This window comes from Actinoplanes sp. DH11, from assembly GCF_020873875.1.
Taxonomy (GTDB): domain Bacteria; phylum Actinomycetota; class Actinomycetes; order Mycobacteriales; family Micromonosporaceae; genus Actinoplanes.
The window spans coordinates 325,765-350,779 of sequence record NZ_JAHWGU010000003.1 but is presented as its reverse complement, the minus strand read 5'-3'; the positions used below and the strand labels follow the sequence as shown (position 1 = coordinate 350,779).

18 protein-coding genes and 1 pseudogene are annotated in these 25,015 nt (G+C 72.0%); 9 read left to right on the top strand and 10 right to left on the bottom strand.

The window, feature by feature from the left end; genetic code table 11:
- Nucleotides 1-2: 2 nt before the first annotated feature.
- Nucleotides 3-1,517 (bottom strand): Re/Si-specific NAD(P)(+) transhydrogenase subunit alpha, encoded by a 1,515-nt coding sequence (locus tag LPA41_RS06655; RefSeq protein WP_229069043.1) that lies wholly within the window; start codon nt 1,515-1,517, stop codon nt 3-5.
- A 208-nt stretch (nt 1,518-1,725) separates the two neighbouring features.
- Here LPA41_RS06655 and LPA41_RS06650 point away from each other — a divergent pair, with 208 nt between their 5' ends.
- Nucleotides 1,726-4,545, top strand: a complete 2,820-nt coding sequence (locus LPA41_RS06650) for a S8 family serine peptidase (protein ID WP_229069042.1) — start codon at nt 1,726-1,728, stop codon at nt 4,543-4,545.
- Between the two features lie 50 nt (nt 4,546-4,595).
- On the opposite strand, the gene LPA41_RS06645 is transcribed toward LPA41_RS06650, so the two are convergent.
- The 5 genes from LPA41_RS06645 to LPA41_RS06625 all read right to left on the bottom strand — a co-directional run bounded on the left by LPA41_RS06645 (nt 4,596) and on the right by LPA41_RS06625 (nt 10,398).
- Nucleotides 4,596-6,086 carry a family 43 glycosylhydrolase gene (locus LPA41_RS06645; protein WP_229069041.1) on the bottom strand — a complete coding sequence of 497 codons (1,491 nt, stop codon included), beginning with the start codon at nt 6,084-6,086 and terminating at the stop codon, nt 4,596-4,598.
- 8 nt (nt 6,087-6,094) lie between these two features.
- On the bottom strand, nt 6,095-7,042 hold the full coding sequence (locus LPA41_RS06640) for an arabinan endo-1,5-alpha-L-arabinosidase (RefSeq protein ID WP_229069040.1): 948 nt from the start codon (nt 7,040-7,042) through the stop codon (nt 6,095-6,097).
- 311 nt (nt 7,043-7,353) lie between these two features.
- Nucleotides 7,354-8,100: a L,D-transpeptidase gene (locus tag LPA41_RS06635; RefSeq protein WP_229069039.1), complete on the bottom strand. Its 747-nt coding sequence runs from the start codon at nt 8,098-8,100 to the stop codon at nt 7,354-7,356.
- Between the two features lie 94 nt (nt 8,101-8,194).
- Nucleotides 8,195-8,698: a hypothetical protein gene (locus tag LPA41_RS06630; protein WP_229069038.1), complete on the bottom strand. Its 504-nt coding sequence runs from the start codon at nt 8,696-8,698 to the stop codon at nt 8,195-8,197.
- Nucleotides 8,699-8,784: 86 nt separating this feature from the next.
- Nucleotides 8,785-10,398, bottom strand: a complete 1,614-nt coding sequence (locus LPA41_RS06625; protein ID WP_229069037.1) for an FMN-binding glutamate synthase family protein — start codon at nt 10,396-10,398, stop codon at nt 8,785-8,787.
- Nucleotides 10,399-10,565: 167 nt separating this feature from the next.
- Here LPA41_RS06625 and LPA41_RS06620 point away from each other — a divergent pair, with 167 nt between their 5' ends.
- Complete coding sequence (locus LPA41_RS06620; protein WP_229069036.1) at nt 10,566-11,306, top strand: SDR family oxidoreductase; 741 nt, start codon at nt 10,566-10,568, stop codon at nt 11,304-11,306.
- Nucleotides 11,307-11,386: 80 nt separating this feature from the next.
- On the opposite strand, the gene LPA41_RS06615 is transcribed toward LPA41_RS06620, so the two are convergent.
- Entirely contained in the window at nt 11,387-11,611 is a 225-nt protein-coding gene (locus tag LPA41_RS06615; protein ID WP_229069035.1) for a MarR family winged helix-turn-helix transcriptional regulator, read from the bottom strand.
- Nucleotides 11,612-11,849: 238 nt separating this feature from the next.
- Here LPA41_RS06615 and LPA41_RS06605 point away from each other — a divergent pair.
- Together LPA41_RS06605 and LPA41_RS06600 are read left to right on the top strand one after the other, a co-directional pair.
- A pseudogene (locus LPA41_RS06605) lies at nt 11,850-12,770 on the top strand (epoxide hydrolase family protein); the annotation flags it as partial.
- Nucleotides 12,771-12,962: 192 nt separating this feature from the next.
- Nucleotides 12,963-15,128: a hypothetical protein gene (locus tag LPA41_RS06600; protein ID WP_229069033.1), complete on the top strand. Its 2,166-nt coding sequence runs from the start codon at nt 12,963-12,965 to the stop codon at nt 15,126-15,128.
- On the opposite strand, the gene LPA41_RS06595 is transcribed toward LPA41_RS06600, so the two are convergent.
- Together LPA41_RS06595 and LPA41_RS06590 are read right to left on the bottom strand one after the other, a co-directional pair.
- Nucleotides 15,125-15,538 (bottom strand): transcriptional regulator, encoded by a 414-nt coding sequence (locus tag LPA41_RS06595; RefSeq protein ID WP_255689292.1) that lies wholly within the window; start codon nt 15,536-15,538, stop codon nt 15,125-15,127. The genes LPA41_RS06600 and LPA41_RS06595 overlap by 4 nt on opposite strands.
- Nucleotides 15,535-16,236: a hypothetical protein gene (locus tag LPA41_RS06590; RefSeq protein ID WP_229069032.1), complete on the bottom strand. Its 702-nt coding sequence runs from the start codon at nt 16,234-16,236 to the stop codon at nt 15,535-15,537. The genes LPA41_RS06595 and LPA41_RS06590 overlap by 4 nt, the downstream gene beginning before the upstream one ends.
- A gap of 591 nt (nt 16,237-16,827) precedes the next feature.
- Here LPA41_RS06590 and LPA41_RS06585 point away from each other — a divergent pair.
- Together LPA41_RS06585 and LPA41_RS06580 are read left to right on the top strand one after the other, a co-directional pair.
- Nucleotides 16,828-17,787: a hypothetical protein gene (locus LPA41_RS06585; RefSeq protein WP_229069031.1), complete on the top strand. Its 960-nt coding sequence runs from the start codon at nt 16,828-16,830 to the stop codon at nt 17,785-17,787.
- Between the two features lie 65 nt (nt 17,788-17,852).
- Nucleotides 17,853-18,635 carry an adhesin gene (locus LPA41_RS06580; RefSeq protein WP_229069030.1) on the top strand — a complete coding sequence of 261 codons (783 nt, stop codon included), beginning with the start codon at nt 17,853-17,855 and terminating at the stop codon, nt 18,633-18,635.
- A gap of 29 nt (nt 18,636-18,664) precedes the next feature.
- Here the strand turns inward: LPA41_RS06580 and LPA41_RS42915 are convergent, their stop codons facing one another.
- Nucleotides 18,665-19,774: an HEXXH motif-containing putative peptide modification protein gene (locus LPA41_RS42915; RefSeq protein WP_229069029.1), complete on the bottom strand. Its 1,110-nt coding sequence runs from the start codon at nt 19,772-19,774 to the stop codon at nt 18,665-18,667.
- 113 nt (nt 19,775-19,887) lie between these two features.
- Here LPA41_RS42915 and LPA41_RS06570 point away from each other — a divergent pair, with 113 nt between their 5' ends.
- The 3 genes from LPA41_RS06570 to LPA41_RS06560 all read left to right on the top strand — a co-directional run bounded on the left by LPA41_RS06570 (nt 19,888) and on the right by LPA41_RS06560 (nt 25,013).
- Complete coding sequence (locus LPA41_RS06570; RefSeq protein ID WP_229069028.1) at nt 19,888-20,112, top strand: hypothetical protein; 225 nt, start codon at nt 19,888-19,890, stop codon at nt 20,110-20,112.
- Between the two features lie 40 nt (nt 20,113-20,152).
- Entirely contained in the window at nt 20,153-23,941 is a 3,789-nt protein-coding gene (gene fxsT, locus LPA41_RS06565; RefSeq protein WP_229069027.1) for an FxSxx-COOH system tetratricopeptide repeat protein, read from the top strand.
- A 109-nt stretch (nt 23,942-24,050) separates the two neighbouring features.
- Nucleotides 24,051-25,013 (top strand): hypothetical protein, encoded by a 963-nt coding sequence (locus tag LPA41_RS06560; protein ID WP_229069026.1) that lies wholly within the window; start codon nt 24,051-24,053, stop codon nt 25,011-25,013.
- Nucleotides 25,014-25,015 lie beyond the last annotated feature (2 nt).

Below are 25,015 nucleotides of genomic sequence, written 5' to 3'. Positions count from 1 at the left end.
TGTCAGCTCCTCGAGAACATCGCCAGCATGCGGCGGGTCACCGCGAAGCCACCGAAGATGTTGATGCTGGCCAGCAGGGTCGCCACGAAGGCGAGGCCGGTCACCACGTCGTCGCCGTGACCGATCTGGAGCAGCGCGCCGACCACGATGATCCCGGAGATCGCGTTGGTGACCGACATCAGTGGCGTGTGCAGCGCGTGGTGGACGTGGCCGATCACGTAGTAGCCGATCACGATGGCCAGGGCGAAGACGGTGAGGTGGCCGCGCAGGGCGGCCGGCGCGAACGCGGTGAGCAGGAAGAGCGCCGCGGCCGCCGCTCCCACCAGGGGATATTTCGGCAGGGCCCGCTTCGGGGGCGCCGGGGGTGGCGGCGGTGCGGGGGCGACCACGGGTGCCGCGGAGACCGCCACCGGCGGCGGGGGCCAGGTCAGCGACCCGTCGCGGACGACCGTGATCGATCGCTGGACGACGTCGTCGAAGTCCAGGACCAGCCGGCCGTCCTTCTCCGGGGTCATCAGCTTCAGCAGGTTGACGAGGTTGGTCCCGTACAGCTGGGAGGCCTGCGCGGGCAGCCGGCCGGGCAGGTCGGTGTACCCGATGATGGTCACGCCGTTGGCGGTGACCACGACCTCGCCCGGGACGGTGCCTTCGACGTTGCCGCCGTTGGCCGCGGCCATGTCGACGATCACGCTGCCGGGCCGCATGCCCGCCACCATCGGAGCGGTGATCAGGCGGGGTGCCGGTTTCCCGGGGATCAGCGCGGTGGTGATGATGATGTCGACCTCACCGGCCTGGGCGGCGTAGAGGCGGGCGGCGCGCTCGGTGTAGTCGTCGGACATCTCCTTGGCGTAGCCGGTCGCCGAGACCTCGACGTCGGCGGCCTCGACCGGGAGGTATTCGCCGCCCAGGGAGCGGACCTGATCGGCGACCTCGGGGCGGGGGTCGGTGGCCCGTACGATCGCGCCCAGACTGCCCGCCGCGCCGATGGCCGCAAGGCCGGCGACGCCCGCGCCCGCCACCAGCACCTTGGCCGGCGCGACCTTGCCGGCGGCGGTGACCTGCCCGGTGAAGAAGCGGCCGAAGGCGTGCGCGGCCTCGACGACCGCGCGGTACCCGGCGATGTTGGCCATCGACGACAGCACGTCGAGCGACTGGGCCCGGGAGATGCGGGGCACGGCGTCCATCGACAGGGCGGTGATCGGGCGGCGGGCCAGCTCGCCGACCAGGCCGGGATCGAGCCGCGGGTTGAGCATCCCGATCAGCGTGGCGCCCGCGGCGAGCTTGTCCAGCTGCTGGGCGGGCGGCGGGTTGACGGTGAGGACGATGTCCGCGGCGTACGGGTCACCGACCGTCGCGCCGGCCCCCGCGTAGGCCTCGTCGGAGAAGGCGGATCCGGCGCCGGCCCCGGACTGCACGACCACGTCGTAGCCGAGTTTGGACAGTTCCGCCACGGTGGCGGGGGTCGCCGCGACCCGGCGTTCCCCCGGTTGCGGGTCACGCGGTACACCGATGATCATCGTTGACTCCCGGTATCGAAGTTACTCGCCAGTAGGGCGAGGGTAGGGGCTCCGCCGGCAAAAGCCCAGGGCCGTCCCACACCCAATGTCACCGGAAGAACGCGCTGAGACAACCGCGCAACCCCCGATCGACCGTGTCCGAGATCCATCGAACGCCTATAGCATCCATGGACATCGAATAGATGTACGTCACTGGGGGGACTAGGCATTGGACGGACACCTGCTCCGGCGCTCGGCGACCGTGATCACGGCCGGCGTCACCATCGTGGCTCTCGCGGCACCCGCCACCGCCGGCGAACCCGGCGAGCCCGCCGACCGCGCGTACGCGCAGATCGCCGCGCTCCAGCAGCTCAAGAAGTCGATGACCACCACCGAACGCAAACTTGACAGCCGTCTCGCGATCGAGCTGCGCAGACGCACCAACCGGGTGGCCGCCGCCACGCTGCCGAAACTGGCCACCGGCGTCACGGTCACCCCGGCGGGCACCACCGAGGTCGAGGTGCACGCCCGGCAGGTCGACGACGCCCTGCTCGACCGGCTCCGCAAGGCCGGCGCGGGCATCCGGCACCCGTCCGCCAAGACCGGCACGGTGCTCGTGGAGGCGCCCCTGACCGCGCTGCCCACCATCGCCGGCTGGTCCGACGTGACAGGCGTCAACGCCGCACACGGCAAGATCAGCGGACGGCAGACCGATCCGGCCCGGAAACCGTCGGCCGAACCCAAGGACGCGAAGGCGGCCCGGATCGAGACCGCGGTGCGCGCGGCCCGGTCGGTCACCCGGGCGGCCGCACCGGCATCGGGCTCGGTCGTCTCGGAGGGCGACCGGACACACGCCGCCGACACCGCACGCACCCGCTATCGCGTCACCGGGACCGGCGTCAAGGTGTGCGCCCTCTCCGACGGCATCGACTCGCTCGCCGGGTCCCAGGCCACCGGCGACCTGCCCGCCGACCTCGACGTGCTGCCCGGCCAGGAGGGTTCCGGCGACGAGGGCACCGCGATGCTGGAGATCATCCACGACCTGGTGCCGAACGCCGAGCTCGGGTTCGCGACCGCGTTCACCAGCGAGGCCAGCTTCGCCGAGAACATCCGGGCGCTGCGGTTCACCGCCGGTTGCGACATCATCGTCGACGACGTCGTCTACTACCACGAGAGCCCGTTCCAGGACGGGCAGCCGGCGCAGGCGGTCAACGACGTCACCGCCGACGGCGCGTTCTACTTCAGCTCCGCCGGCAACGAGGGCAACACCCTGGACGGCACCTCCGGCAACTGGGAGGGCGACTTCGCCGACTCGGGCCGCGGGATCGGCAAGTTCGCCGGGGACGCCCACGACTTCGACCCGGGAGCGGGCGTCCAGGAGTTCAACCCGCTGTCGCCGAACAGCGCCGGCCGGGTGACCACCCTGTGGTGGGCGGACCCGCTGCTCGGCTCGGCCAACGACTACGACCTGTACCTGCTGGACGCGGCGGGCAACGTGACGTCGTTCTCGCAGGACGTGCAGAACGGCGACGACGACCCGTTCGAGATTCTCGCCACCGGCAACACCAACGGACAGCGGCTTGCCGTGGTGAAGTACGCCGGCGCCGACCGCTACCTGCAACTGTCCGCCTTCCGGGGCCGGTTCGCCGATTCCGCCGACGGGCTCACCGGCTTCTCCACGCCCGGGGTGAGCCGCGGGCACAGCGCCGCCGTGGACGCGTTCTCGGTGGCCGCGACGCCGGCCAAGGATCCCCTGCCGTTCGACCTCGAGGACGGCGACCCGCCGAACCCGGCCGGGCCCTACCCGAACGTGCACACCCGGCAGTCCAAGCCGGAACGGTTCACCTCGGACGGACCGCGGCGGATCTTCTTCACCGCCGACGGCGCGCCGATCACCCCGGGTGATTTCAGCTCGACCGGCGGAACCGTCCGCGCCAAGCCGGACATCACCGCCGCCGACGGCGTGAACACCACCGTCGCCGGCTTCGCGCCGTTCTTCGGCACGTCGGCGGCCGCACCGCACGCCGCGGCGATCGCGGCGCTGGCCCTGTCCGGCAACCCCGGAATGACCGGGGACGAGATCCGCGCGGCGCTGACCGGCACCGCGCTGGACCTGGCACCGGCCGGTTACGACAACCGGACCGGTCACGGTGTGATCCGGGCCGACCTGCTGCTGCGCAACACCGGCGCCACCCCGCAGCCGCTGGTCCGGCCCGGCACCCCGGCGGTCACCCCGGCCACCGGTGACGGCGACGCGTACCTGGAACCGGGTGAGCGGGCGACCGTCACGCTGCCGGTGCGCAACGCCGGTGACGGCACGGCGACGGGCGTGAACGTGGTGGTGGAGACGGACGACCCGAGGGCCGTCGTGACGCCGCGGGCGCGGTCGTACGGCACCATCGCCGCGGGGGCCACCAAGAGCCGTGACTACACGCTGCGGCTGGCCGCCGACTACCCGCTGGGCCGCCCGGTGACGCTGCGGATCCGGGCCACCTTCGCCGGGGTGCTGTCGCCGACGACCAGCACCGAGGTGGTGTCGACCGGGCAGCCGTCGGCGACCGTGCGGGACTTCGCCTACACCGGTCCGGTCGTGCCGATCCCGGACAACGACCCGACCGGGGCGGCGGCGACCGTCGACGTCAGCGGGGTGGGGTACGCGTCGTCGCTGACGTTCTCGGTCGACGGGACGGCGTGCTCGACCACCGCGGCGTCACCCACGGTGGGTCTGGACCACACCTTCGTCGGTGACCTGGTCGGGACGCTCACCGCCCCCGACGGCCGGACCGCCACCCTGTTCGCCCGCGGCGGTGCCGGTGGCAACAACCTGTGCCAGGCCGTCTTCGACGACGCGGCGGCGACACCGTTCGCCGCGGCGCTGTCGGCGGCGGCGCCGTTCACCGGCACGTGGCGGCCGGACGGCTCGCTGGCGTCGCTGCGGGTGTCACCCGCGGACGGGACGTGGACGCTGCGGGTGGCCGACCGGGCCAACGCGGACACCGGCTCGATCCGGGCGTTCTCGCTGCACGTGAGCGGTTTCGAACCGGCGTGACGAAGAGGCCGTCCGGGTGCGCCTCGGCACACCCGGACGGCTCCCGTCCGTCACTCCCCGGAAGGCGCGGTAAGTGTGACGCCGAGCCGGACCGGGGTGCCGAAGTTCGGCGTCCCGTCCGCGTTCCAGGTGAACTTCTGCGCCCGGGTGGACCGGTTCATGTCACAACCCCCGCCGGCCGAGTCGTTGGCGTGGTAGACGATCCAGTCCTCGGTGCCGTCCGGGCTCTTGAAGAACCCGTTGTGGCCGGGCGCGAAAACACCGTTGGCGTCGTTGCGCTGGAACACCGGGTTCGGGCTCTTCGTCCAGTGCGCGATGTTCAGCGGATCGGTGCCCGTCAGGGTGAGCATCCCGAGCTTGTAGTCCGGGCCCCAGCACGCCGACGCCGAGTAGACCACCATGACCCTGCCGTTGCGGTAGAGCGGTTCCGGGCCCTCGTTGACCGCGCCGGTCTGCCGCTCCCACGACAGCGTCGGCGAACTCAACCGCGCCCGGCTGCCGGTCAGCGTCCACGGGTTCGACAGCCGCTGGATGAAATTGCTCTGTCCGAAGGAGCCGCCCGCGTTGTACGTACCCATCAGATAGAGACTGCTCCCCACCCGCAGCACGCTCGCGTCGAGAGCCCACTCAGCACCAAGATCGGCTTTGAACGAGTACGGGCCCATCGGGTCGCTGCCCGCCGACTCCAGCACGTGCAGCCGCTGGGTCGGGTTGTAGTCCGACACGTTCTGCCCGGCGGTGTAGTAGAAATACCACCGCCCGTTGATCAGATGGAACTCCGGCGCCCACATGTTGCAGCAGCCGTTGGCCCGCCCGGCCAGATTGAAGATCACTTGGTCGGCGGCGGTGGCGAGACCCGCCAGTGTGGCCGACCGGCGCATCGTGATCGTCGAGTTCCACGTCGTCGTGGCCAGGTAGTAGTAGCCGTTGTGGCGCTGCAACCACGGGTCCGGCCCGTTCCGCTTGATCGGATTGGTGAAGGTGCCGGCGACCGAGGTCAGCGGCACCAGCTGCCACTGCTGGTTGGCACCGTCCAGGTCCTGGTACTGCGAGACCTTCGCGCCGTCCGTGGTCAGCCACTCCCAGACGTCGAGGGCCTTGCCGCTGTTCCGGTTGATCAGCCGGACCAGCCCGCCCGCCGAGTCGGCGAGCCGGAACTGCTGACGCGCGTCGCCACGGTCGGTGTTCTGCACGAGCTGAATGCCGTCGTCGGTGGTGGGCAGGTCGAGGACCTTGCCGCTGTGCACCGACTGCACCCGGTACCAGCCACCGCCCGAGTCGAGGAACCTCCACTGCTGCCAGGCGCCGTCGTTGCGGGTGTACTGATTGATCGCCGCCCCGTCACCGGTGGCCAGGTTGTAGACGTCGAGTGCCTTGCCGCTGTTGCGGTTGACCAGGACATAGGGCGTGCCGGGCGTGACCGTCGCGGCCGCGGCGGCCGACCTGGCTTCGGCAACGGCCGGCCCGGCTTCGGCAGCGGCCGGCACGGCTGTCACGGCGGCCGTCAGGAGCAGGGCCGTGGCGAGCTTGGTGAAGCGCATCGTCACTCCTAGTAGACGTAGGGCCAGCCGGCGGCGTCGTACCCGAGCAGGTTGATGCCGAGAAGCGCGGCACCGTTGTTCGCGTAGTAGTGGTAGACCAGCGCGTCGTCGACAAGCGCCTGATGCCCGGGACCGTGGATGTTGCCGTGCCCGGCGAGCACCTCGGTGCCACCGCCGGAGGTCATCGCGACACCGTTGCGGTCGGCGTAGGGCCCGGTCACGCTGCTCGACCGGCCCACCATGACGCGGTAGGTGCTGGCCGCACCCTGGCAGCACCTGTCGAACGAGACCCACTGGTAGTACCAGGACCCGCGCTTCGTGATCACCGGCGCCTCGATCGCACCACCGCCACGCCCGGCGATGCTGTGCAGGGCACTGCCGCTGCGCTTGCCGGTGGCCGGATCCAGCGGGATCAGCTTGATCCCGGACCAGAACGACCCGAAGCTCAGCCACCACCGGCCGTCCGTGTCGACGAACAGGTTCGGGTCGATCGCGTTGTAGTTGTCCGACGTCCGCGACTCGATCACCAGGCCGTGGTTGGTCCAGCTCCCGGACGCGCCGGTGGTGCTGGTCGCCAGGAAGATCGCCGACCGGTTGGAGCCGAACGTCGAGGCCGAGTAGTACAGCCAGTACCGGCCGTCCCGATAGGTGAGATCCGGCGCCCAGAGGTTGCGACTGCCGCCGGTGTAGGCAGTGGTCCAGGGTGCACCAGCGGGAAAGACCGCGCCGGCGTTGCGGAACGCGATGCGGTCGGCAGAGGTCTTCAACGCGATGTTGTCACCGGTATGCGCGACCAGGTAGCCACCGCCGGGGCGGCGCACCATCGTCGGGTCGTGCACACCGATGTCACCGGTCACCGGACCGGGATCGGGGTAGGCGGCGTACGCCGGCGAACCCGGCGCCACGGCGACAACGATCGCCGTGAGCAGGGCGAGCGTTCTTCGAACGAGGGGCATCGTGACGGTCCTTCGCATCGGGGCACGGCGGCGGCCCCGGGAAACAGGCACACCACCGCTGCGTCGGCCCGCGACCGGTCGTTGTGTTTTGTTGCCGTTCGATGACCGGTCTGTTACGGGACGGGGATCCACCGATGTTGTCGCTAACATCTACATCCGTCAAGATGCAAAACGCTCGACCAGCGCCAATCCATGAAGATCAACCAACCGAAGGCGTACGGTCAATCTCGTTAACACCGCCGGTTGGTCGCCTGCCATCGGCTTCCGACCGCAAGCCGGATGCTCAGCTGCCACGCCCACCGTCATCCCGCTCAGGCTCGCCGGATCGCCGACGACGGCGCCATCACGATCCGCGGCCGCTGTGCCGGGTCCAGCCATTTCAGCAGGCGCACCACGTTCGCCCGGCTGACCGACACGCACCCCGCCGTCGCCCCCTTCCCGCTGGCGTGCAGGAAGATCGCCGAACCGCGCCCCACCTTCGCCGGCTTCCCCGCCACATACTGCTTACGCTTGGCGTCCCACCGCACCCGTCCCGGCTTGTTGAAGTTCACCACCGCCGCGTACGCGTACTGCTTCGGATACGCCGCCAACCGCTCCGCCTGCGACTTGCGCCAGGTCCGGCTCGCCGGCGCCGACGGCTGGAACAGGTTGTACGTCTTCGCGTCCCGCCGATCACCGACCCAGTAGTCGTTCTTGTCCACCTTCCGGTACGGCAACCGGGTGCCCGGGTCGGCGCGCACGCCGAACGCCTGCGTGATGGTGAACGTGCCCGCCGGCGTCTGCCCGGTGTCCTGAACGCGGCGCGAGGCCCACGCCCACCCGCCGTGCCCGGTCCGGGCCTTCATCGCCCCGAACACCTGCCGCCACCGCCCGTCCCCTCCGCGCTGATAGGCCCGAAGCGTCGCCTGCGTCGACGTCCACGACTGGCCGCTCACCACGATCAGCTGCCGGGCGTTACCGACGTGGGCCAGCTCGTCCGGCAGCGCCGCCGCGGCCGGCCCGGCGGGAAGCAGAACCGCCGACAGGACAAGTGCCAGCACCACCACTAATCTGCGCATCCCCTGAGCATCCCTGATGACGGTCCGCGCCCGCGGCCCCACGGCGCCCCGGCTCGGCGTCCGGCACGACCGCCGGCGGTCACCGGGACGATACCTACGGCCGGTGGTCGGCGCCCGGCGTTCCTTCGGCCCAGAGACAGTCGGTGATGCCGCTGACCTGCACAACCCGGGCCTGGGGAAGGTAGCTCGCCTCCAATCGGAAGCCGGTGCCGTCCTGGGTGAACGACGCGTTGACGCCCAGGCCGACGGCGGTGTGCTTCGTGGATTCCCATTGCGGTTCCCACAGGGCGGCGACCGTGTCGATGAACCGCGACGCCACATCGGAGGTGACCTCGTTGGACTCGTGAACGACGACCGTCACCACCTGCCCGGTGACCGAGTCGAGGTCCTCGGTGCAGGCGGTGCCCGGGACGGACTCCTTTCGCTTCGGACTGAGCGTGATCCCGTCCGGTGTCGCGGCGATCGCCTCCGCGAGGTGGCCCTCGATGATCTCGGTCGCCGCAGCGGCGGTGATGGTGTCCGGCGGAGGGCTCGCACACCCTGCCGCGGCCAGCGTCAGGCCGGCGACCAGAACGCCTGCCAGCACTCGTTCACGCATCGTCCACCTCCGCCAACGACACGCAGCCCCGTGGCAACGCGGTACCGGAACGCACGATACCGAACGCGCGCACACCGGCATGCGAGTCAGCCGGGACGGCGGCGGTTCGCGGGGGTCACCTCGGCGAGATTGCGTGCCGCGTCATCGGACGGTGGGGCTGAGCCGCCCTGGGGTTCGGTCATCAGGGCGGCGATGGCGGACTGGTCGGCCTTCGAGGGCAGGCCCCAGCCGGGGCGGTAGTCGTAGACCTGGTCGAGCGGGGTTGCGGCGGTGCGGCCGTCCAGGATTTCGACCGAGGCCGTGTCGATCAGGCCGGGGTGTTCCACGCCGCACGCCTCGGCCACCTTGAGGAGGTCGCGACGCAGGGTCTTGATGTAGTTGGCGGCGCGGACGGATTTCAGGGCCGGGTCCAGGCCTCTGGTCAGCCACTTGTTCTGGGTGGCTACGCCGGTGGGGCAGGTGTCGGTGTGGCATTTCTGCGCCTGAATGCAGCCGATCGCCAGCATTGCCTCGCGGGCGACGTTCACCATGTCGCAGCCCAGGGCGAACGCGACGATCGCGTTGTCCGGCAGGCCCAGCTTGCCGGCGCCGACGAAGACGACGTCCTCGTGCAGGCCGCGTTCGGCGAACATGCGGTAGACGCGGGCGAAGCCGATCTGGAAGGGCAGGGACACCGTGTCGGTGAAGATCAGCGGGGCGGCACCGGTTCCGCCTTCGCCGCCGTCGATCGTCACGAAGTCGACGCCGCGGCCGGTGGTCGCCATCAGAGTGGTCAGCTCGGCCCAGAAGTCGAGGTCGCCGACCGCCGCCTTGATACCGACCGGCAACCCGGTCTCGGTGGCCAGCATCTCCACCCAGTCCAGGAGGCTGTCGGTGTCGCAGAACTCGGCGTGCCGGGAGGGGCTCACGCAGTCGACGCCCTGCGGGATGCCCCGGGTGGCGGCGATCTCCGCGGAGACCTTGGCGGCCGGCAGGAGCCCGCCCAGGCTCGGCTTGGCGCCCTGGCTGAGTTTGATCTCCAAGGCCTTGACCGGTGCCGACGCCACCTGGTCCTTGAGCCGTTGCAGGTCGAAGCGGCCCTGCTCGTCGCGGCAGCCGAAGTAGGAGGTACCGATCTGGAAGACGAGGTCACCGCCGCGCCGGTGGTACGGCGACAGCGCGCCCTCGCCGGTGTTGTGCAGGCAGCCCGCGAGTGCGGCGCCCTTGTTCAGCGCCTCGATCGCCGCGCCGGACAGGGAGCCGAAGCTCATGCCGGAGATGTTCACCACGGATGCGGGGCGGAACGCCTTCGCCCGGCCCCGAGCCGCACCCAGCACCTTCGCGCACGGCACGTGGGCTTCGAGACCGGACGCCGGGTTGGATCGCGGGACGGTCCGGCCGAACGTGCGGTGCTTGATGATCGGGTACCCGGCGGTGTATTCGATGTCGTTGTCGGTACCGAAGCCGAAGTAGTTGTTCTCCTTCTTCGCCGACGCGTAGACCCAGCGACGCTGGTCCCGGGTGAACGGGCGTTCCTCGTCGTTGCCGGCGACCACGTACTGCCGCAGCTCCGGGCCGATCGCCTCGATCAGGTATCGACCGTGGCCGAGCACCGGGAAGTTGCGCAGCAGCGCGTGGTCTCGTTGCAGCAGATCCCGCACGGCGACAGCAGCGACCGCGGATGCGGCGGCGGCCGCGGCCGCCCGTAAGCCCCGACTCATCCCCCGCATGTTGCCGCTCCGCGAAACCCCTAAACCGGCCGCCGCGGGAAACGAAAAACAGACCGGCTCGGGCACCCGGCTGTCACATTACGACCGGCCGGATCGTCGGTACGGTGCTGCGCCCGCGGGAACCGGCGCGGCAGAGCACCGAGCGGAGGACGGAAAAAGTGAAGATCGCAGTTGTGGGTGGTACGGGCCTGACCGGCCGCCTCGTCGTGGACGCCCTGCGGGACCGCGGGCAGGAGGCCGTGGTGCTGTCGCGGGCGGCCGGTGTGGACCTGCTCGACGGGAGTGCACTGGAAGCGGCCCTGACCGGGGTGGACGCGGTGGTCGACGTCAGCAACGTGACGACCATGAGCAGGTCGGCGTCGGTGAACTTCTTCGAGACCGCCGGGCGCAACCTCGCCGGCGCCGCCGGGCTGGCCGGGGTGCGGCACCTGCTCACGCTGTCCATCGTCGGGGTGGACCGGGTGCGGAACCCGTACTACGCCGGCAAGATCCGGCAGGAGGAGGTCGTCCGGGCCGGTGGCGTGCCGTGGACGATCCTGCGGGCCACCCAGTTCCACGAGTTCGCCGGCCAACTCCTCGGCGGGGTGCCCGGACCGGTCGCGGTGGTGCCGTCGATGCGGGTGCAGCCGATCGCCGTACGCGAAGTCGCCGAAGCCCTCGCCGACCTGGTCCTGCAGCCGCCGCAGGGGATGGCCCCGGAGCTGGCCGGCCCGCGCGAGGAGTCCCTGGTGAGCATGGCCCGCCGCCTGATCGCTGCCGGCGGCGCCCGCAAGCGCCCGGTGCTGCCGCTGCGCCTGCCAGGCATGGGCGGCAGCGGCCTGCTTCCCGCGAACGCCGGGCCGCGCGGGCGGCAGACATTCGACGAGTGGCTCGCGAGCAGTACCCACCCGGTCGCCTGAAACAGGCCCGGGGCGGGCGCCACCAGTCGGAGGACCGTGACCGGGTGCGGGCCCCACCGGCGGGAAGGACCGTGACCGGGTCAGTCGGCAACCGGTGCGGTGGCGGGACCGGCCGGGTCGTGGTGGGCGAGCAGTTCGCGCAGCAGGGCGGTGAACTCGTCGCGTTTCGACGCGGACAGCGGCGCCAGCAACTCGTCCTGGATTTCGGCCAGCCGCACCCCCAGCTCGGCCTCCCGGCCGCGCCCTGCCCCGGTGACGGTGACGACGTTGCGACGCCTGTCGGCCGGGTCGGGGGCACGTGCCACGTACCCCCGGTCTCGAGTTCGTTGAGTGCGCCGACCAGATCGCTGAGGTGGATGCCGGTGCGCCGGCCGAGGGTGGCCTGGCTGGTCGGCCCGTCGGTGACGAGGGAGCGCAGCAGCCGGTAGTGGTAGCCGCGTGCCCCCACGGCACTGAAGCCGTCGGCGATCAGGCGGCTGGCGTGGGCGGCGGTCCGGTTGAGCAACCACGTCGGCAGATGATCCACCCAGTGACTGGCAGCGCTTCGACTGGCGGGCGCACGAGGCCGAGCTCAATGCGCTGCCGCAGTACGTCACCGAGATCGGCGGCGACCGCGTCCACTTCCTGCACCTGCGCAACGCCGACCCGCACGCGCTGCCTCTGGTGCTCACCCATGGCTGGCCCGGCTCCACCGTGGAGTTCCTCGACGTCGTGCACCGGCTCGCCGGACACTTCCACGTCGTCGTCCCGGCCATCCCGGGTTTCGGGCTGTCCGGGCCGACCACCCGGCCCGGCTGGAGCGCGACCCGGGTGGCGCAGGCCTGGGCCGAGCTGATGGCACGACTCGGCTACCGCCGGTACGGCGCGCAGGGCGGCGACTGGGGGTCCGTGATCTCCCAGCAGCTGGCCGTCGCCGCACCCGGGTCGGTGGCCGGCGTGCACGTAAACTACCTGCCCACCCCCGGTGCCGCGGACAGGCTGGACGACGCCGACCGGCAGCGCCTTGCCCGGACCATGCGGCTGGCCGCGAACCGGCATCCGCATCAGGTGCTGTTCGCCGCCACACCACAGACCCCGGCGTACGCCCTCACCGACTCCCCCGCCGGCCTGCTCGCCTTCCTCGGCGAGAAGTTCGACCGCTGGGCCGACCCGGCCACCCCGGTTCCCGACGACCGAATCGTGGCCGGCGTCGCGCACCACTGGCTGATGCGTACCGCCGGTTCGGCCGCCCGGCTCATCAAGGAGAGCGGCCTGGGCGGATCATTGCCGGCCTGCCCTGCCCCGCTCGCGGTGGCGGTGCTGCCCGGTGACATCACCCAGCCGGTACGGGCCCTGGCCGAGCAGCGGTTCGACATCCGGCAGTGGACCGAGTTCCCGCGCGGGGGCCATTTCGCCGCCCTGGAGGTGCCGGACCTGTTCGCCGCCGACGTGACCGCGTTCTTCCGTACCCTCGCCGATCGCTGACCGCCCGCCGGCGGCAGGCACCGGAAACAGGGTGGCCGGGCGCGGGCCCTGTTCCGTAGGCTCTCCGGCAGAGGCCTAGCCCGGGCATACTTCGACAAACTTCTTTGGTGAAAACCGCCCGGGCACTTTCCTCATATCGGCGCCGCCCTCGCGCGGCGCCGATTTCCGTTCCGCGACTGCCGGAGGTGCCACGTGGACGCGCTGGAGCGCATCGGTTTCGACCGGCTGGGACTGGTCGTGACGCCGCCGAGCGCCGCCACCCGCGCCGTGTCCGCGCCGCTGCTGGCCGAGTTCGCGCACGTGGGTGTGCGGTTCACCAACCCGGAGGAGATCACCGACGGGCTGGCCGGCCCGCACCACGAGCTGATCGCGCACGTGCGGGCGAAGCGGGGCGGGCACGGCACGTACGCCCCGCTGTTCCGCGGTTTTCCGGAGAAGCTGCCGCAGTTCGACGACGCGGTGCTCCGGTTCGTCGTCGCCCGGCTCCGGCTGCTGGACTGCGACGCCACCCAGCAGGAGTGGGAGCGGGCCCTGGACTTCAGCCGTTTCGGCTGGTGGCCGGCCTCTTCCATCCCGCAGGACAGCGAGCGCGCCGACGCCGACCGCCGCGCGCAGGAGATGCTGCCCGGTGACAGCCGGATCGAGTGGATCACCGCACGCCTGGTGCCGGCCGACGAGCTCGAGGCCCGGCTGCGCGACTGGATGCGGGACTGTTTCGGGAGCGCCGCGTCGCTGCGGGAGGATGTGCGGAGCGACCTGGGTGTGCTGGTCGCCCGGCTCGGTGCGGACGCTGTCGAGTTGAGTGAGGTGCGGTTCCGGGAGAACCGTACGCTGCTGCTCGAACTGCTCTGGGCCTCGGATCGCGGCCGCCTGCCGTACACCGGCGCCACCCCGGACGACCTGCTGCGCCTGTTCGCCGGGCTGACCGGCGGCGATGTCAGCCTCACCGCACCGATCCGGTACCCGCGCCTGTCCCGGGCCGACCGCCGGATCGTGGTCAACACCCTCGAGACGAGCGACCGGCTAGGTGACGTCTTCCGCCGCCGCGGCCTGTGGCTGGCGATCGACCGCGGCCTGCACTCCGGGGAGTTCCGCGCGCCCCGGGTGCGGGAGACGTTCGCGCTGCTGCGCCGGACCCGCCACGATTACACCTCGTTCCCGTCCCGGTTCGAGCGGGCGCTCGTCGGCGACCACACCACGGCGGTGCGGCTGGCCGCAACCGAGTCGCCCGGGCTGCTCGGGCGCGGACTGCGCCGGCTCGCCGCGCTCGCGGTAGGCCAGGAACAGCAGGACGCCCTGGTGGCGGCACTGAGCGAGGCGGCGGAGCGCATTCCGCTGCGGGTGCTGCTCGCCGCCGGGGCACAGCTCGCGGACAACGGGAAGACGTATCCCCGGGTGGTGTTCGGCAAGGACGGCTCGGCGCTGCCCATCGTCCGCCCGCCCGGCCACCTGTCCGTGCCGAAGGAGTTCCGCACGCGGCTGCTCGACGCGCTGGACGCGGCCGTCGACGCGCGGATCGCGGCCAAGGGCGACTGGTCCGCCGAGACCGTGCACGTGGCGCCCGGCCTGGATCGGCTGCTGCTGCCCGACCAGCTCCGGGCCACCGCGCAGGGGCTGGTGCAGGTGGAGCGCGGCAGCCGGCTGCCGGTCGGCGAGGCGGCGGTGGTACGCCTTTTCGTGCACTGGCGGGAAGCCGGCGAGACCAGTGACCTCGACCTGTCGTGCATCGCGCTGGACGCGGGGTTCCAGGCGGCCGGCCAGGTGTCCTGGACCAACCTGAGCAACGGGGCGATGACCCATTCCGGCGACCTGACCTCCGCACCGGACGGCGCCGAGGAGTTCCTCGACATCGACATGGCGAAGGCGACCCGGATCGCGCGCAAGCGGGGCTGGCGCTACCTGGTTCCGGTGATCTTCCGGTACGCGGGTCCGCCCTTCGCCGCCCTGGCCGAGGCGTACACCGGCTGGATGCTGCGCGACGACGCCACCAGCAGGAACAAGGTGTTCGACCCGGCCACGGTGGCGAACGCGTTCGCGCTGACCGGCGGCAGACGTTACGCCGTGCCGATGCTGCTGGACCTGGAGACCCGCGAGGTCCTTTACGTGGACCTCTACCTCGGTGGCGAACCGCAGTCCCGGGTCGAGCGGGACGGCCGCGACATCGCGACCCTGGTGTCCGCGGTGGCCGCGCGGCGCGACACCAAGGTCAGCGTCGCCGCCCTGGCGATGCGGCACGCCCGGGTCCGCGGCGCCGGCCTGGTCGACGACCCGGCGCAGGCGACGATCACTTTCGGTACGGGCACGGACTGCACCTATGACGCGCTGCGCCCCGAGAAGCTGCTCGCCGACCTGCTCTAGGCGCCGATCCCTTCCACCCGGCTGATCAGTTGCTTCAGCCGTTCGATCTCCTCGGCGAGCGCGGCGCTGCCGGCTGCGGTCAGCGTGATCCAGGTCCGGCCACGCCGCCCGGCGTACCCCTTCTCGACCTCGATCAGGCCGGCCGCCTCCAGCACGCTGAGGTGCTTGGAGAGGTTGCCGGCGGTCAGCCCGAGCTGCTCACGCAGATAACCGAACTCCACCCGCCGCGCCTCCTGCGCGATGGTCAGGATGCCGAGCCGCACCCGCTGGTGCACCACGTCGTCGAGCCCGGTGACCGGGTGAGCGTTTCCGGTCACCGGGACCGCGTCGCCCGAGCCGGATCCGGTCGCCGAAGCCGCCGCGTCCGGGGCTGCGGCCTGCTCGCTCATCGGGGCCGCCTGCTCGCTCATCGGGGCCGCCGCAGCCGGTGGGCCAGCAGGAAGCCGGCGCTGCCGAGCAGCAGCAGGCCGCCGTTGATGACGAGCTGCGGCGCGAACTCCCAGTTCGACCCCCAGTGCTCGCCCCAGCCGAAGTTGATCGGCGTCAGCGCCACCACCAGGTATCCGACAGTGAAGATCAGCAGTGCCGGACGCCGTTCCAGCCAGGCCAGCACGAGCAGGGCCACCCCGATCGCGCCGGTCGGGTCCGCCAGCCGCAGGAGGAACTGGACGGACGCGGGCGGCACGTCCGGGAAGTAGGGGTTGTCGAGCACGCCCCACACACCGGACACCGCGGCGGAGATCACGACGAGCGCGACGCCGGTAATCACATACGGCCACATCCGGGTGCCGAGCCCTCGCTTGCGGGCAACCCGCCGGTACCCCACGGCGATCAGCACGTAGGCGGCGACGAGCGCCACCCACCAGTAAATCTGCACCGCCTGGAACCACACCTGGCACACCTGGCTGCCGTCCGGCATCGCCTGGCACTCGAGGAGTTCGGGCGAGGTCAGCCGATGCACGACGATGGCCCCGAGCGACACGAGGCCCAGCACCAGCAGCGGCAGCCACGTCACCCGCTGATCGAGCCGCACCCGCTGGGCGAGGCCACGCACGTCCGCCAGCAGCCGCCGAGGATCATCGCCGGCCGATATCGATTCCGCAGTCATGCCGATAGGTTTCCATCGCCAACCAATTTGCACAAGAGGAGAGTACGGGCCACCACTCCCCCGGGCTGGTCGAGCGCCAGGTCCGCACCGCCCCCAATGGCATCGCAATCCCCCAGCACCGGCCGCCACTTCCCGCAAACCCCCCGAACCGGTCACGAGTTTGCGATACGTTCCGGTCACCTGGGACCGCCCGGATCGGACAGGAGTACACCGGCAATGGGTTCAGCCGAGGCGACCACCGCCGGCGTCTGCTTCCGCTGCGGCGGCAACGTCACCGCCTCAGACCCGTCATGCCAGTACTGCGGCATGCCGGTGATCGACCTCCCCACCCCCGGGCCCGCCGGCCCTGCTCCAGCCGGCGCCCCCATGCCCGGCGGTCTCGCTCTTGAAGTCTCCGTCACCGCTCCCACGCCCAGCGGCCTCGCTTCTGGAGGCCCATTCAGCAGCCCGCCGCCCAGCAGTGCGCCCTCCAGCACCCCGCCACCCAGCGGGCCACCGTTCAGCGATCCGCCGCCCGGCGGGCCACCGTTCGGCGGGCCGCCCTGGCAGGCGGTGGGGCCACCGCCCCGGCCGCCGGTCGGGCGGCGGTCCGTGGTCCTCGCGATCGCGGCGGTCACCGCCGTCCTGCTCGCCGGTGTGGCCGCTGTCGGCGTGTCACGGCTGCTCACCGACACGCCGCGTTCGACGGTCGCCGACTACTTCGAGGCGCTGGCCGAGGGTGACGCGAGCGCGGCCCTGGACCTGGTCTTCCTCGGCGACAAGATCGACCCGGCGCAGTATCCGCTGCTCACCGACGGTGGGTTGGACGCCGGCGTGCGACCCTCCGATGTCCGGATCGGTGACAGCAGGGACGCCGATCCGGGTCTGGGGCGGCAGGCCACCGTCGTGCCGGTGCGGTACAGCGCCGGTGGCACCGGTGTCAGCCAGGACATCCTGGTGGTGCGGGCCGACGACGACGGCTACGCGTTGCGCGCGCCGTTCGTCACGCTCGCCGTCGGCAACGCGCAGGGCCGCGCCGTCAAGGTCAACGGCATTGCGCTCGGCGGGCAGGCCGACCTCGTCGGGTTTCCCGGCGTGTTCCGGGCCGAGGCCGCCGCGAACGTGCTGCTCGGCGCGGCCACCGCTACCGCCGTCGCGGCGCCGGGGATGCAGGGCGGCTATGTGGCGCCCCTCGACTTCGGTGTGCCGGAGCTGGCGCCCGGTGCCGCGAAGAAGATTCAGGCGGAGGTGCGGGCGACGATCGACAGGTGCGCCGGCACCACTGCCGCGCAGATCCCGGGCTGTCCGTTCGGGCTCACCGTGTGGGGGCAGAACGCGACGGTACGGTGGACGGTCGCCGCCTACCCCAAGGTCACCGTGCGGCCGGCGGCCGCGACCTGGTTCGGCGGCGGTGGCGTGACGATCACCGATGACGGCGCCGGGACGGTTCGCTGGATGGTCACATACGTCGACGGCACCGGCGTCCGGCGCACCGAGAAGGGTTCGGCGCCGTTCCGGGTCAACGGCATCGCGCAGGTGTCGGCGTCGGGCATCCAGATCACCCTGGGCTGACCCGCAGCCCACTCCGGGTTCACCCGCAGCTCACTCTGGGCTGACCCGCAGCGATCGGAGGAGTCATGAGCGACGCCGCGTACCGGATGCAGGGCCTGCGTCACGGCGGCGCCGAGCCCGGTGTCGACGACGCGGTGCCGGCGTGGACGATCGGCCGGATGGTGCTGGGTGCGGCGTTGTCGGCGTTCCTGGTGTGGGCGTTGTTCGCCTTCCTCGGTTTCCTGCTCGCCGCCGGCGGGGCGGGCCCGGCCATGTTCCATTTCGGTCACCTGTTCGCGTTCACCGCGTTCTGGGCGGTGCTGCTGGCCGCTCGCGTGGACGAGCCGATCGCCGGGTGGACGGTGCTGCTCGAGGACCGGTGGCAGGCCGCCGACTCGGCGTACGCCGCGATCTACGGCACCCTGCGCCACCGGGGTTTCCCGCTCAACGCCACCGCGCTCCGGGTCCGCACCGACGTGCTGGCGCCGGACGCCGTCAACAACCGGCTGCTGGTCACCGACGGTGGGTACCGCTTCGTCGTGTCGGTCTTCCCGTACGGCAGCAGCCTGTTCCTGGGCTGGTCGATGCGCCGCCGCAGCCGGGGCGCGGCCCTGCTCGGCCGGTTCGTCACGGACCTGTCCGGGCGCGGTGTCACGGTCCCGGCGATGCTGGGCACCGAGCGGGTCCGGGCGGCGCGCGAGGCGGTGCACGCCGCCGTCCGGGAGGGCGCCGACGTGGCGCTGCGCGGCGTCTCGGTGTCGATAGCGAGCGTTTTCGGTCAGGACGTGCCGATCCACGACCTGCGCACCGCCGCACCGCAGACCTACGGCCCGCCACCCGGACCGGGCGGCACGCACCCCGGCTCCTGAGCCACGGAACAGCGGCCGGCGAGCAGGGATCAGGAGCCGCCCACCCGGCGGCGGTGCTCCTCGTTGCGCCACCGCGCCTCGGTCACGATCTCTGCCGGCACCGGCTCGGCGAGGTACCGGCCGAGTTCCCCGGCGATCTGCCGGACGAACCGCGCACCCACCGGCGTGAGCACGTCCCGGTCGAGCAGGGCGGCGGCCGCCCGGGCCGCGCCGTCGCCCCAGCGCACGAATTCGACTTGCGCCTCGGCACGCGCGACGGCGTCCCGTTCCGCGCGTGCCTGGCGCCGCCAGAACGCCGCCACACCAAGATGCGCGTAAATGCCCTGGAGCAGCGCGGAAGCGGGTCGCGGGTCGGGCCGCCAGGGCGCGTGGAACAGTTCGGTCACCCCGGGTTCGACGAGGAGGAAAAGGTCCATGATCGCGGAGAGTTTCGCGTGCATCAGCTCGTGGGCGAAAGTCAGTGCGGCCCGTTTTCCGTCCGGCGGGCGCGACATGATCAACATGCCGAACGCGTGCCGCAGGGTCGCACTGAAATGACCGTCGCCTTTGCGCCGGACCGGCACCAGAACCGACATCGCGGCCGCGAATTCCTCGGCGACCGGCCGATGGTGACGCACCAGGATCTGCCAGCCGGCGGCGATGTCGGCACGCCACCGATCGAGCCGCAACTCATCGTCGGGGGTGGTGTCCGGGCGGTAGCCACCGGCCAGCCCGTCGACGCGCAGGCTCATCCACAGCCCACCGGACTCCGCCTCGATCCCGGGCCGCGGCGTGCCGCCGGCCCGGGCGATCACGTCGGTGAGCCCGCCGGGCGGCAGTGGCTGCCCGCGCTCCACGGCCTGCAGGGTCCGCAATGCCCACAGGCCGGTATGCGGAGAATCCAGGACACGACGGGTGTGCGCCGGTGCCCGTACGCTCATCGTCCGTAGCGTGCGGTAACCGCGCATCGCCAGATGCGCCTCCGGGTGCCCGTGCCGCACCGCGGACTCGACCGCCGCCCGGGTCATCAGCAGCGTCTTGCTGCGCTGCGTCTCCCGCAGCATCCGCACCGCGGCCGCTCCCCCACCGCCCCGGGCCAGCGACCACAGCGTGCTCTGCGGCACCCGGATGAACCGTGGTGGCGGCGGTGCGGCTGTCACGCCTCCACGGTAGTCCGCCGATTGTCACGAGATCGACAGAGGTGAAACCGGATGAATTCTCTTATCCTCGGTCTCATGTAGTCGCCATGACTCCGACGGGTGGTAGGTGATCAATGGCCCAGGAGGACGGCGAACCGTCCCTCATTTCTGATCTGCTGGACCTGACCGGTGCCGGGCTCCACGAGGTGGACGGCATCACCGACTCCTTCCTCCTGCCCGGGCTGCGCCGTATATTGCAGGAGGCAGGTGACCTGACCGAGCAGTACTCGGCGTTCGACAACTTCACCGATCCGTGGCGGGGCATCGAGGATCCGGATCCGGACATGCCGATCCAGTAGTGTTTGCCATGCCGATATCTGGTCGATTCGCGGAGACCCCATGACCGTCACGAGCGCCACTTTCCCGAACGCGAATTCGGAGAAATTGGTTGTCACGTTCGTCGCCTCGGCCAGCAACACCGGCCGCACCAGCGTCCTCGACAATCTGGCGTGGATCCTGGCCCGGCGCGGGCGTGACGTGCTGGTCCTCGACTTCAGCACCGAGGGCGCCGAGGCCAGTGAGTACCTGCGCCCGTTCCTGGCCGGCACCGGACCGGCCGCGGCGATGCTGGGTGATCAGCTGACGGCGGCGCTGCGCCCGGCCGGGCACCGGCACGCCCCCGCCGACGCCGTGGCCGGGCGCTACGCGGTGGGTGGCGGGCGGCTCGACATCGTCCGGACCGTGCTGCCCCCGGCCGACCGGATGCCCGGGCTGCGCGAGGCGCTGCACGACTCGCGGTACGACTGCGTGCTCGTCGACGCACCGGCCGACGACGACTCCGCGGAGCTGCCGGCGGCGCTGGCCGCGCTCAGCGACAGCCTGGTGGTCTGCCTCAAACCGGAGTTCGACAGCGTCCGGATCACCGCGCACATCACCGAGCGGATCGTCCGGGCCAAGCCGGGCGAGCTGCCGATCGTGCTGGCCGGGCGCAACTTCGACGGCGACGCCGAGCAGGCGTGGCGCAGCCGGTCCGACATCGACCGCTACTTCGGGCGGTTCGCCGGCGACCCGCCGCCGCTTGTTCCGCTGCCGCCGCAGCTGTACTACGACTACCTGGCGGTGCTGAAGGAGCCGGCCGGTTCGGCACTGTCGGCGGCGTACGGCAGGCTCGCCGCCCGCCTGGTGCCCGGCACCGCCGCCGAGGTGCCGGTGCGCCCGGACAGCCTGGCGGCGCGGTACGTCGCGGTGATGAGCCACCAGGGTGAGCAGGGCGAGCACCCGGTGCACCCGCCGGAGCCGGTCCGGGTGCTGTTCCACCCGAAGGAACTGCACATCGTCGAGTGGCTGAGCGACATCCTGCGCCGCGCCGGCATCGCGACGGTGACCGAACCGGTGACCGGTGGTCACCACGCGGCCGGCCGGCTCCCGGTCGTCGCCGTGCTCTCCGCTGACTGCGGCGCCGACGCGCTGGAGCGACTGGACTGCTGGCGCGACGCCGACGAGGCCGTGACCGTGGTGCTGTCGGCCGGCCTCTACCTGCCGGAACGCGACGACGACGTGATCGTCGACCTCACCGACGACCCGACGCGCGCGGTCGCCGCGGCCCGGGTGTTCGCCGCGCTGGGCCTGGCCGGGACGGTCCCGACGGACACCGGGACCAGCGGCCGGCCGGCGAGTGCCCGGCTCTTCGGGCGGCCGGCGATCTGGGACGGCGTGCCGTACGGGCGGGAGCCCTTCATCGGCCAGGAGCGGGAGATCGTCGAGCTGCGGGAGCGGCTCGGCGGTGACGGCCCGCGCACCGTGGTCCTCGGCGGCGAGCCGGGCACCGGCAAGTCCAACGTGGCCCTGGAGTACGTGCTGCGGTTCCAGGCCGACTACGACACCGTCCTGTGGATCTCCGCGCACGACGAGCGCACGGTGCGCACGGCGCTGGACCGGCTCGGCCGCCGGCTGTCGGTCCGGCCGCGTGGCGACCGGGTCGCGGAGACGTTGCGGCTGCTCGGCGGCGCGCCGGTGCCGCCCGGCACGTCTGGGCCGGGGCGCTGGCTGCTGGTCTACGACGACGCGCCGGACCCGGCCGGTCCCGCGGGTCTGGTGCCCACCGGCGGTGACGGCCACGTGCTCGTCACCTCCCGGGCCGCCGAGCCGGGGGCGCCGGACACGATGGTGGTCGGCGCGCTGCCCCGCAAGGACGCGATGGACGGCCTGGCCCGGCTGATCGAGGACGTCACCGACCAGCTGGCCGTGCTCAGCGACAGCGAGGCGGACGCCGTGGTCACCGCGGCCGGCGGCAGCCCCGCCGGCCTGGCCCTGGCCGCCACCTATCTGCGGCACCGGGTGCACGACTCGCGGGTCCGGGTCGACGAGGAGGGCCGGATCCCGCCGATCCAGCAGGCGCTGCCGGCCGCGATCGCCGGCCTGGTGGAGCCGCTGACGGCAGCACCGGCGCAGGAACGGCTCGGCGTCCTGCTGGACCTGGTGCTGGGTCTGCTGGCGAAGGACCCGTACGGGCTGCGGACCCGCCGCCTCGCCGAGATGTGCGCCTTCTTCGCGCCGGACGGCCCCGACCTGCGGCTCGTCCGCGCCCCCGCGGTGCTGGAGCAGTTGTCGGCCGGCGGCGAACCGGTCACCGCCGACGACATCGACCGGATGGTGTGGACCGGTGTCCGGTTCGGCTTCTTCGCCGTCGACTGGCAGCAGCCGCGCCCGCTGCGGGTGGTGCCGGTGGTCCGGGAGCTGCTGCTGCTGCGGATGACCGCGACCGAGCGGGAGCAGCGCCGCGAGCAGGTCCGCACGGCCCTGGCCCGGGTGGCGATCGTGCTGCCGTGGGAGGGCAACACCCGGATGCGGACGGCCGCCGCGGAGTGGACCGAGGCGGTCTACGACGAGCTGCAGCGTCACCTGTGGAGCTGCGCGGCGCTGGACGGCGACGAGCCGGACGTCCGGGAGTGGGTGGTCCGGCAGGTCCGGTTCATCGTCCGCGGCGGCAACCAGGTGGAGGTCCGGCAGATCTGCGCGCCGGTCGAGGCCGGGCTGGACCGCTGGCGCCGCCGGTGGCCGGACGACGAGCTCACTCTGCGGCTGGCCAACGAACTCACCAACATCTACCGGCTGATCGGCCGGTTCGCGGACGCCCTGACGCTTGACGAGGAGATGCTGGAGCGGTTCGTCCGGCGGCTGGGCCGCGACCACTTCCGGTCGCTGGTGCTGCGCCGCGGCATCGCCGGCACCCGCCGCGCCTTCGGCGAGTTCGCCGTCGCGCTCGCCCTGGACCAGGCGACCTGGCGGTTCTTCGTGCAGACCCACGGCGAGGGTCACCCGGAGACGCTCACCACCGCGCACAACCTGGCGCTCTCGCAGTTCCTCAGCGGGCAGCCGGAGGAGGCGTTGCGCACCGAGGAACGCGCCTACCAGGACCGGCGCCGATTGCTCGGCGCGCGGGCCCGGCAGACGTTGTGGTCGGCCCTGGAGATCGGCATCTACACCCGCGAGGTCGGTGACGTCACCACCGCGGTGCGCCGGTTGCGCAAGGTCGAGCAGGAGATGGAAGAGGCCGGCCTGGAGCGCAACGACGGCCTGCGGCTGCGGGCGCGGCGGCATCTGGGTGTCGCGCAGCGCCTCGCCGGGGAACCGCCGGCGGCCCGGGAGCCGATGGCGGAGGTGCTCGAGGCGTACGACGACCGTTTCGGCCCGGACCACCCGCAGAGCGTGGCCACCCGCCTCAGCGTCGCCGCCGAGGCGCTGGAACTAGGTGACGCGGCGCGGGCGGCCGAGCTGGCCGCCGGGGCGCTGCGCCACTACGAGTCGGTGCTCGGCGCCGAACACCCGTTCACCGGTGCCGCCCGGGCCGACCTGGCGCTCTGCCTGCACGGCGACGGCCGGCCCGGCGAGGCGGCGGAGCAGGCCGACCGGGCCGCGGCGGCGCTCGAGGCAGCGCTCGGCCAGGCCCACCAGTGGACGGTCACGGCGTACCTCACCGCCCTGGTCGTCCGGGTCGGTGAGGTCGACACCGCGACCGCCGCCGAGCGTGCCGACCAGGTCCACGCGCTCGGCCTGGAGTACCTGCCCGCCGGTCACCTCGCCACCCGGATCGCCGGCCGGTGGCGCACCCGGCTGCGCGCCGATCCGGCGGACCCCGATCCGGGTACGAGCCGGCGCCACCTCGACATCACCATCCCGGAGACCTGAGCATGACAAGTCGCGGATCCGACCGACGCGATGACACTCGGCCATCGATGAGTGATGATGTCGGGTGCCCGTCCACGCCATCGCGGCAGTCCGGGCGGGGGTGACGGAGATGAGCGACAGGGATGCGGGGCCGGCGGCGGCCGCCGAGGTGCCACGCGCCGACCGCGTCCGTCTGCGGCGGGCCGCGCACGTGGGCGACACGATGCGCCGCACCCGGCAGCGGCTCCACCAGGCCGTGCTCGACGTTCCGCAGCTGTGCCACATCGGGCACTTCGCGGACAGCGACTGGGACTTCTCGGTCGAGGTCGAACCGGTGCCGACCGACTACGCCGCACTCGGCTGCAACCTGATCGGCGCGCTGACCGGCGTCGACGAACTCCTGGCGCCGGTCGGCACCGGCCATCTGATCCGCACCGTGGCGCACGCCCCGGGCGGCGCGCTGATCTGCAACACGGTCGTGCCCGGCGAGCGGCTGCTGGGCGTGGCGTTGCAGCGGCACGGCGAGGCGTCGCTGCGCAACGACGTCGTGCGGCGCGCCGACACCGCGCTCGCCGTCCTCGTCGACGACGTGCGGGCCAGCATCGGGCAGTCCCGGCAGAACTACGGCGGCTACGACCTCACCGGCCTCACCATCGACCCGCTGACCTGGCGGCCCCCGCCGGCCGGCGGCAACCTCGACCAGCTCGCCGACGCGATCCTGCGCCCGGCCGACCTGCAGTTCGTGGCAGTGGTCCGGGACGGCTCGACGATCTTCACCCGGGACGTGTTCGACCACCCCGCCGCCGAGGAGTACTTCCGGGTCCGGTTCACGCCGGCCCGGCGCCGCGATTTCTACCTCGCGTTCGCGCCGCGGCTCGGCCCGCACGTCCGGCGTCTCGCCGGCATCGCCAACGTCGCCATCGGCCGCGGGATGAGCCGCCTGATCCTGGACATGCAGTGGGGAGCGGTCTGCTATTACCGCATCGACCTGCGGACCTACCTGGTCGGCGTCACGCTCAACCAGGGCGCGGTCGTCGTCACGGATCTGAAGTCCGAGTGGCTCAGCCAGGTCCTGCCCCGGCCGGCGCCCTGACC